Annotated in this window: 6 protein-coding genes; 3 read left to right on the top strand and 3 right to left on the bottom strand. The window is 54.9% G+C overall.

The window, feature by feature from the left end; all coding sequences use genetic code 11:
- The first annotated feature begins 12 nt into the window (after window positions 1-12).
- From IQ273_RS27630 to IQ273_RS34565, 3 genes are all read left to right on the top strand, one after another.
- Complete coding sequence (locus tag IQ273_RS27630) at window positions 13-1,683, top strand: ABC transporter substrate-binding protein (RefSeq protein WP_194026344.1); 1,671 nt, start codon at window positions 13-15, stop codon at window positions 1,681-1,683.
- Between the two features lie 4 nt (window positions 1,684-1,687).
- Window positions 1,688-2,716, top strand: coding sequence for an ABC transporter permease (locus IQ273_RS27625; protein ID WP_194026343.1), 1,029 nt, complete (start codon window positions 1,688-1,690; stop codon window positions 2,714-2,716).
- Window positions 2,717-2,826: 110 nt separating this feature from the next.
- Window positions 2,827-2,961, top strand: coding sequence for a hypothetical protein (locus IQ273_RS34565; RefSeq protein ID WP_255534708.1), 135 nt, complete (start codon window positions 2,827-2,829; stop codon window positions 2,959-2,961).
- A gap of 119 nt (window positions 2,962-3,080) precedes the next feature.
- On the opposite strand, the gene IQ273_RS27620 is transcribed toward IQ273_RS34565, so the two are convergent.
- The 3 genes from IQ273_RS27620 to IQ273_RS27610 all read right to left on the bottom strand — a co-directional run bounded on the left by IQ273_RS27620 (window position 3,081) and on the right by IQ273_RS27610 (window position 6,744).
- Entirely contained in the window at window positions 3,081-3,305 is a 225-nt protein-coding gene (locus tag IQ273_RS27620) for a 4-oxalocrotonate tautomerase family protein (protein ID WP_194026342.1), read from the bottom strand.
- A gap of 151 nt (window positions 3,306-3,456) precedes the next feature.
- Window positions 3,457-3,681, bottom strand: a complete 225-nt coding sequence (locus IQ273_RS27615) for a hypothetical protein (RefSeq protein ID WP_194026341.1) — start codon at window positions 3,679-3,681, stop codon at window positions 3,457-3,459.
- A 393-nt stretch (window positions 3,682-4,074) separates the two neighbouring features.
- Window positions 4,075-6,744: a spondin domain-containing protein gene (locus IQ273_RS27610; RefSeq protein WP_194026340.1), complete on the bottom strand. Its 2,670-nt coding sequence runs from the start codon at window positions 6,742-6,744 to the stop codon at window positions 4,075-4,077.
- Between the last annotated feature and the right edge of the window lie 967 nt (window positions 6,745-7,711).

Below are 7,711 nucleotides of genomic sequence, written 5' to 3'. Positions count from 1 at the left end.
AGATAAAGCATAATGACTTCTTTAGTGTCCTGGGTTAGAAATCATCAGCGCTCCTGGGCCGATCGCCAGTGGCGACGGGTGGCTCAGTTTGTGGGGCTGTTTGGCCTATGCTTTGCGATCGCGATCGGCTGTGCTGGCAATGATCAGCCTGCCACCGAGGATGCGGCTGGGGCAACGGGGGATAGCCGCATTACCATCGGCACCACCCTGACCGCCCGCACCCTCGACCCCGCCGATGCCTACGAAACCTTCCCCGGCATTTTGCTCTACAACCTGGGCGATCGCCTCTACACCTACGAGCCCGGTACCACTAACCTGGTGCCCCAGCTAGCCACCGAAATGCCCACCGTCAGCGACGACGGGCTCACCTACACCATTCCCCTGCGGGACGATGTCACCCTCCACGATGGCACTCCCTTCAACGCCGAGGTCATGGCTTTTTCAATCCAGCGGTTTATGGAGAATGGTGGCCGCCCGGCCTACCTGTTGTCGGATAAAATTGCCGCCGCCGAGGCCACAGGCGAGCACGAGCTAACCCTGACCCTGAAGGCTCCCTTTGCAGCGTTTCCGGCCCTGCTCAGCTTTTCGGGTGTTACCCCGGTTTCACCTGAGAGCTATGAAATTGGCACCGGCAGCTTTCAGCCAGCTAGCTTTGTGGGCACCGGCCCCTACAAGCTCGCCGCCTTCACCAGCGACTCGATCAAGCTCGATGTCAACGAAGACTACTGGGGCGATGCCCCCACCAACGACGGCATCGATATTCAAATTTTTACCAGCCCCGCCAACCTCTACAACACCTTTAGAACCGGCGGTCTAGACGTGGCCTACCAAACCCTCGACCCCGAACAGGTGGCGGCCCTGGAGCGCGAAGAAAGCTCCGGCGGTTGGCAGGTGATCGAGGCGGGTACCAATGTGATCAACTACATGTCGCTCAACCAGAAGATTGAGCCCCTAGACGACGTACGGGTGCGCCAGGCGATCGCCGCCATGGTCGATCGCCCCCTGATCAACGATCGCGTCTTCCAGGGCCAGGCCGAACCCCTCTATAGCCTCATCCCCGCCAGCTTTGACGTGGCTGAGCCCGTCTTTCGAGAAGCCTACGGCGACGGCGACTTTGACCAGGCCCGCGAGCTGATCACCGAAGCCGGGTTCTCCGAGACCAACCCGCTCACCATCGAAATCTGGTACCCATCCGCCTCCACCATCCGCAGCATTGTCGCCAACACCCTCAAAGAATCCATTGAGGCAGGGCTGCCGGGTCTCGTGACGGTGAACGTGCAAAATACCGAAGGCGCTACCCTCTGGGAAAACGTCGGCAAGGGCATTTACCCGATCATTCTCTCAAACTGGTACCCCGACTACTACGATCCCGACACCTTTATTCAACCCTTCTTGGGCTGCGAAACCGGCAGCGGTGCCATCTGCGAAGAAGGCCCCTCCCAGGCCAATGGCTCTTTCTACTACAGTACCGAGGCCAACGACCTGATTGCCCAGCAGCGCGCCGAACAAGACCCCGCCGCCCGGCAAGACATGATTGAAGACCTCCAGCAAATCATGGTTGAGGACGTGCCCTACGTGCCCCTGTGGCAAAACAAAGACTACGTCTTTGCCCAGGATGGTGTGGAAGGCGTCGCCGTAGAGCCGACCCAGCAGTTTTTGCTCTGGCAAATTTCCCGAGGCTAACCCCATGTCCTCCCGCTCCGCTGCCCTGCGCTACTACGTCTTTACTCGGCTGTTGCTGGCCCCGCTGATGATCTTGACCATCACCACGGTGGTGTTTTTGCTGCTGCGGGCTACCCCTGGCGACCCGGTAGATGCGCTGCTGGGGGCCAGGGCTCCGGCAGCAGCCAAGGAGGCGATGCGGGTCCAGCTCGGCCTCGATCAGCCTCTATTGATCCAATACTTAACGTACCTGGGCAATTTACTGCGGTTCGACCTGGGCTCATCCCTGGCCACCCAGGGGCAAACGGTATGGGAAATTATTCAGGCTCACTTTCCGGCCACGGTAGAGCTAACGGTGTGCGGCATGGTTGTCGCTACGGTGGTGGGGGTCGGTGTTGGTGCCCTGGCGGCCTCGCGGCCCAACTCAGGGTTAGATGCCGGGGGGCGGCTGTTTGGCATCATTACCTACGCCATTCCGATGTACTGGTTTGGCATGATTTTGCAGCTCATTTTTGCGGTGCAGCTGCGCTGGTTTCCGATTGGTACCCGCTACCCGCTGCGGGCCACCCCGCCCGCTGGGCCAACTGGGCTATACCTGTTGGACAGTTTGCTGTCGCTAGATCTAGGGGCCTTTTTTACCACCCTTTACTACCTGGCGCTGCCCAGCCTTACCCTGGGAATTTTGATCAGCGGGGTGTTTGAGCGCATGGTGCGGGTCAATCTGAAACAGACCCTGGCGGCAGACTACGTGGAGGCAGCACGGGCGCGGGGCATTCCCGAGCGGCGGATTGTGATGGTGCACGCTCTCAGGAATGCCATGATTCCGGTGATTACGATTCTGGGGCTGACCTTTGCCGCCATGCTGGGGGGCGCGGTGCTAACAGAGGTGACGTTTTCGTGGCCGGGGCTGGCTAATCGTCTCTATGAAGCAATCAGCCAGCGCGACTACCCGGTGGTGCAGGGGCTGATGGTATTTTTTGCCATGATTGTGGCGGTCATGAGTATTGCGATCGATATTTTAAATGCCTACATTGATCCCCGCATTCGCTATTAGAAAAGACCCAAGCAATAGCAACCCGAGCGGGGCTAAGGGGCGTTGAAGATGGCAGGCTTAAAACGTCTCAATCAATCTCTAAGGCTATTTCTTTCTTTGAGGTAGTGAGCGTGGTGGTTGATGCCGTGAGCTGGCAGTGCTCCTTTGTCTCTTGCAGCACGCTGCGCGACACCCGCCGTACTTACCGCGTGGCTGTAAGCGACTTTGAGTTCCAAAGCATTACCGGCAGCATGGTGCGGTTTTAGCGACTGGTGGTGGAGCAGCGACCGCTGCCCCACCAGTCTGGTTAAGAGAGACAAAACCCAGCAGCACCACGGCTATATTCCCTACGCTGGCGCTTAACTCGATCTATAGGACTCGGCAACTAGTAAGTTTCAGTTGATGACTGGGGTGCTTGCTTTTGCTTCCAGTCATCGGTTAGCAGGCCTGAGAAACCCCAGTTTTCATCTGCAATTTCTTGAATAACGATATGCGTATGCTCCGGCTTCTTCCCTAAGATGCGCACAAGTGAAGCAGTCACCTCTTTGACTAACTGAGCTTTTTGGTCTCTAGTAGCACCTGTTGTAATTTGAATATTTACGTACGGCATGGAAATTCCTTTGAGAGTGTTTATCCCGCACCTGAATGGGGCAGGCAAAAGAGAGACTCAGGCCAACTAACGGCAAAAGCTAGGTAGCTTCTGAGACATCACGAGTGGTCTTTGTCCGTCCGCTACGCTGACGTGTTAGGCCGCCACCACTTCATAGAGGTAGATAATAAACTTGACCATCTAAATCCTCTGCGACACCACACTCTAGAATAATAAAAATGACCTCTATTATCTTACCTATAGGTGCATCTGTGCGAATCTCAACTACTCCTGGCATAGCGAGATCCTGAGCCAACCTTGCATAGGCGTAGCGGGTAATCGTTGCAATATCATGCGTTAGAAAAACGCGCCTTTCATTGGCCGCCCATTCAAACACAACAGAATCATCTTCTCCTAATAGTTAGGAGGTTGGGTTTCGCTAGCTCAACCCAACAGCCATAGTTTTCTATTACTATGCAATACCACGTTGAGTTAGGAGTAAAACCCTTGTGAAATTGTTGGGTTTCCTGCGTCAACCCAACCTAAAGGGCACTGGTCTCTTAAAAGGTGATGGGGCACTCAAACCTTGATTCGGCAAAAGTTTAAGCCAATTGGAGCAAAAATCCTGAAAGTGTTTTTCCAGAAAGGCTTTCAGCCGTTTATCTCCGGTTAGCAGACCAGTGCCGATTGGAATCAGGCCAGGAGATCGAGTCATGCACCTAAGTTAGGTGCATGACTTGGGTGACACAGGAAAAAGGTTGAAGGTGGGCAGTGCCCACCCTACGCGGAATTAGGCAACGGCAATGGCTGTCGCCAGCGGCGTTAGCTGGGCCGCAGCCGCATTGAAATTGCCCTGCACCGTTACGGTGTCGCCGGTGCTGAGGTTGGCAATCAGGCGATCGCCCAGTACCGCTAGCGAGAACTCGCCACCTGCGCCCAAGAAACCGCTGAAGTCGATGCGATCGATCGCCTCAAAGTCAGTGATTATGTCGAAATCGCCGCCCGTGCTAGCGATCAGGTCGGCCCCAAAGCGGAAGGTGTCTGCGCCAAAGCCGCCCGTTTTCACATCGCTGCCCAGACCGCCCGCTAGAATGTCGTCGCCGTCGCCGCCAAGGAGACTGTCATTGCCGCCGTTGCCCTGTACGACGCCGTTCACAGTGCCGCCGGTGCCGATAAACAGGTCATCGCCAGCGCTGAGCAAAACATCACCGACGATGGTGCCCGTGTTGATCACCGTGAGGTTGCCCACGGCTTCGCGACCATCGATCGCCAGATAACCACTCGGCGCGGTGCCTGACTCGCCGCCCTCAATCAAACCGCTATTGAAAATAGAGCCAGCCAGTTGCGTGCCCATCTGAATCACAATGGCGGCTTCCTGCTCGGCAGCCAACAGACCTTGGTTATCAATATCGCCCTGGAAAACGGCTACCGGTGCACCCTCGCCTCCGGGTTGAAAGAGGCGAATGGCGGCCGCCTGGTTGCTGCCTACAACCGCGCCCCGGCCCTGAACAGAGCCTGTGTTCACGATGTTGCCCGTCACCAATGACCCCAGTTCGAGGGAGATGGCGTCGCCGTCAAGGCCCTGGCCAACATCGATCAGGCCGTGGTTTTCGATTTCGATGTTGAGGGCTGTGATATCGCCGTAGACGGTGCCATTGCGTGGGTTGGCGGTGGTGGTAATCAATCCCTCATTGACCAGTCGATTTTCGGCACCGCCCAGGTTAACGGCGCGGCTGGTGCTGCTGATCAAACCGGTGTTGATAATGGTCGCGATCGCCGTTCCACCGTTGGCAATATCAATGCCGTCGCGGCCGCCGTTGATTTCACCCCGGTTGATAATCTCACCGGTGACCTCGCCTTCGATCCGCACCCCAATCCCGTTGGCGGGGTTGGGGCTCGAAATCAGCCCCTGGTTGATCAAATCCCCATTGAGAATGGTGTTCTCTTCCACAATCACCGCTGGGCCATTTTCAGAAGCGAGATGGCCAAAGTTTTCAACATTGCCGTTGAACGTAGAAGTTGGCCCGGCACCCGGCACCCAGTAGAGACGCACGGCGGCGGCTTGATTGCTGCCCAGGGGTAACCCGCGTCCCTGAATCAGGCCGTAGTTGACCACCTGACCATCGACCTGTGCCCCCAACTCCAAAGAAACCGCATCGCCGTCAAGTCCAGCACCGACATCGATCAGGCCGTAGTTTTCGATTTCAACGTTGAGGGCTGTGACGTCACCGTAGACGGTGCCGTTGCGGGGGTTGGCGCTGCTCAGAATCTGGCCGTAGTTGACCAGACTGCCGCCCACACCGCCGATATTGACGGCCCGACTGTCGCTGACAATCGTGCCTCGGTTGAGAATGGTGGCGGAGGCTGTATCGTCGTTAGCCAGGTTGATGCCGTTGAACCCGCCGTCAATCAGCCCCAGGTTTTCGATGTCGGTGTCAACGCCATTGACTTGAATGGCCGTAGTTTCTGAATCAATTGCTCCACTGTGAGCAATGTAAATGCGATTGTCTTGGGCCTGGGTCAGCACCCCTGGCACCGTGCCCAGGGTTTCGATGCGCCCGAGCAGCTTGAGGCTGTCACCATCGTTGAGCAGTTCAATGCCCGTTTGGTTGATCTCACCGCGATCGATCACAACCTTAGCTCCAGGCGCTGGCTCCACCAGGTTTTCTAAAAACACGCGAATGCGAGCCACCTGAAAGTCGGGGGCGGTGAAGTCAGCATTGCTAAACATCGGGTCGCTGAGGATGGGGCCATTGGGAATGAAGCCCTCGGCCAGATCGACCACGCCGTTCTCATCTACGCCAATATTGGGGGCCATCTGACCAAAGAAGGCCGTGTTGGCAGGAATTTCGTCGTCGATCTCCGAGCCAGCATCGAGCACCTGGCTGCCCAAGACAATGAAGTCGGCCCCGATGAAGTTGCCCGCTTCGTCAAAGATGGGATGGGCGCGCTCGTTGCCATTGGCAATGAAGAAATCGTTGCTCGGAATCACCATCGAGGCGTAGTTGAAGAAGCGGCTGCCAGGATCATTAGGATCGAGTTCAACCGTAAAGGTTGCCACTTCGTCGGGGTCGATGGGGCCAGGGGTGCCCTCGGTGCCCAAAATAGTACCTTGCACAGTGCCAAAGCCCGCTAGGTCAAACTCCTGCGAAATCAGCTCGGTCGCGCCATCTTCCGCCAGCGATTCTAAACCGGGGGAAACAGGCCGACCGCGATCGTAGGTGTCGAAGGTGCCGTCGTGGAAACCAAACCACAGCGGGGTCAGAAATGCGCCATTGTCGGGGGACAGGTTTTCGATGGAAACGGTCACGTTTTGGGTCGTCATGGGGAAACTCTCAATAATGGTTAGTTCAGCCGATGCGTTTGCGGTATCGACGGTGTAGTTCGCACTCGGCAAGAGCGAGAGCGAAATCACCTCAATGTCTTCAGCCAAGTCATCAGGGAAAGGGGTAACGACCAATCGGGCCTCGCGGTAGCTCCCTCGCTGACAATGACGGTGGAGGTAACGCCGGGTAGAGGCCGAATGGCGAAGTCGTCAATGGCCAGCTATGGGGGGCAAAGCTGCCCGCAAACATGCAAATTTTGCCGACAAAAGGGTCAGGCATAGGACGGTTTCCTAGGGCTGGTGTTTTAGGAAAAGGAAGTCTTTAGCTCAAGCCAAAAACATTTTTGAATCAGCAAAAAGGGATGAAATTCATTTCTTTTTACAAGATTTCAGGATCAATAAAAGTTACAGCCTGGCTGCAACTGACTATGGAAGATAATGAGCTTATTAACTGAGAAGTTACTGAGAAAGTCATGAGATGACTTGGAGAAAAAAGGTTTAGCAGATCAATAAATTTGCCAATCAATTGCCATGACAGCATTTGAGAGATTTAAGCTATTTTGTTTTCAGACTTAGATAGCAAAGAAGTGTGACAATGTGACTATCGACCTTCTAGTCAGATAAAACAAAATAAGCAAAATAGGCGAATAAACGGTGGTATATTCGCCCAGAAATAGATATTTGTTGGCTCAGGATTATTGGCGCATAGCTGCCAAATTAATATTTATTTTTGCCGCTTCGAGTCTTGCGATCGCAGTTTTTCGTCTGCATGATGGAACCACGAGATCAAACGACTCCAGTCAAGGTATGGCTTTAATGCGATCGCTTAGAAAGATCAGTTGGTTACCCTGAGGGAAGCAAGCTACGTGCCTCAACTCAACCTACATCGACTTATATTTAATTACGCTTGCCTACTTAAATACGCTAAATATAAATTTTCAGGCGATTAATCTCAGCGAGAAAGATTAAAGATTCGGGTGCATCCCAGTCTTGCAAGACTCATTTTGAGAAGTAGCCATTTAGATAAGCACATCGCTGTTGCAGCACTTGTTGCACGTTATCTGCGTTCCAGTGAGCTCCTGAAATCTTGATTCGACGTCCA

The sequence above is a fragment of the Nodosilinea sp. LEGE 07298 genome (genome assembly GCF_015207265.1).
Lineage (GTDB): Bacteria > Cyanobacteriota > Cyanobacteriia > Phormidesmidales > Phormidesmidaceae > Nodosilinea.
The sequence above is the reverse complement of the archived record's forward strand: the minus strand, read 5'-3'. Positions and strand labels throughout refer to the sequence as shown.

Bases quoted from the DNA above. Each gene is read 5' to 3' on its own strand.
- IQ273_RS27630 (WP_194026344.1), top strand. From the start codon at position 13: ATGACTTCTTTAGTGTCCTGGGTTAGAAATCATCAGCGCTCCTGGGCC.
- IQ273_RS27625 (WP_194026343.1), top strand. From the start codon at position 1,688: ATGTCCTCCCGCTCCGCTGCCCTGCGCTACTACGTCTTTACTCGGCTG.
- IQ273_RS27620 (WP_194026342.1), bottom strand. From the start codon at position 3,305: ATGCCGTACGTAAATATTCAAATTACAACAGGTGCTACTAGAGACCAA.